General features: G+C 70.6%; 1 protein-coding gene. It reads left to right on the forward strand.

All coding sequences use genetic code 11. From position 1 onward, the window contains the following. Nucleotides 1–1112 (forward strand): 5-aminolevulinate synthase (gene hemA / locus GWK16_RS24905; RefSeq protein WP_170056675.1); only part of this gene is annotated, 1112 nt, incomplete at both ends.

Genomic DNA, 1112 nt, shown 5'->3' on the forward strand with positions numbered 1-1112 from the left:
TACCCGCGCGCGATCCGCCACGATGCCGGCGCGGCGCGCGAGGTCACCGTCTGGTGCTCGAACGACTATCTCGGCATGGGCCAGCACCCCAAGGTGCTCGCCGCGATGCATGCCGCGCTCGACCGCTACGGCGCCGGCGCGGGCGGGACGCGCAACATCTCCGGCACCAACCACGAGCACGTCCTGCTCGAACGCGACCTCGCCGCCCTGCACGGCACCGAAGCCGCCCTGCTGTTCAACTCCGGCTACATGTCCAACTGGGCGACGCTGTCGACGCTCGCCTCCCGCATCCCTGGCTGCGTCATCGTCTCGGACGAGATGAACCACGCCTCGATGATCGAGGGGATGCGCCATTCCCGTGCCGACCGCCGTCTGTTCCGCCACAACGACGTGGCCGACCTGCGCCGCGTGCTGGCGGAGCTGCCGCGCGAGACGCCGAAGCTGGTCGCCTTCGAGAGCGTCTATTCCATGGACGGCGACATCGCCCCGATCGCCGACATCTGCGACGTGGCCGATGCCTATGGCGCGATGACCTATTGCGACGAGGTCCATGCCGTCGGCCTCTATGGCCCGACGGGCGGCGGGGTGACGGAACGCGACGGCGTCGCGCAGCGGATCACGGTGATCGAGGCGACGCTGGCCAAGGCCTTCGGAGTGATCGGGGGCTACATCGCGGGTTCGGCGGCGATGGTGGACTTCGTGCGGTCCTTCGCCTCGGGCTTCATCTTCTCGACGGCGCTGCCGCCGGCGGTGGCGGCAGGCGCGCGGGCGGCGATCGGGCATCTGCGGGGCAGCACGGTGGAACGCGCCGGCCTGCACGAACGCGCGGCGACGTTGCGGCGGCGGCTGGATGCGATCGGCGTGCCGCACCTGCCGAACCCGAGCCACATCGTGCCGGTGATGGTCTACGACCCGGTGCTGTGCCGGACGATCAGCGACATCCTGCTGGACGAGCACGGCATCTACGTGCAGCCGATCAACTACCCGACGGTGCCGCGGGGGACGGAGCGGCTGCGGATCACGCCCTCGCCGGTGCACACCGATGCCGACATGGACCGCCTCGTCGCCGCACTCGCCGACGTCTGGGCCCGCTTCAGCCTCAAGCGGGCGGC

Source organism: Neoroseomonas marina (assembly GCF_012927745.1).
Lineage (GTDB): Bacteria > Pseudomonadota > Alphaproteobacteria > Acetobacterales > Acetobacteraceae > Neoroseomonas > Neoroseomonas marina.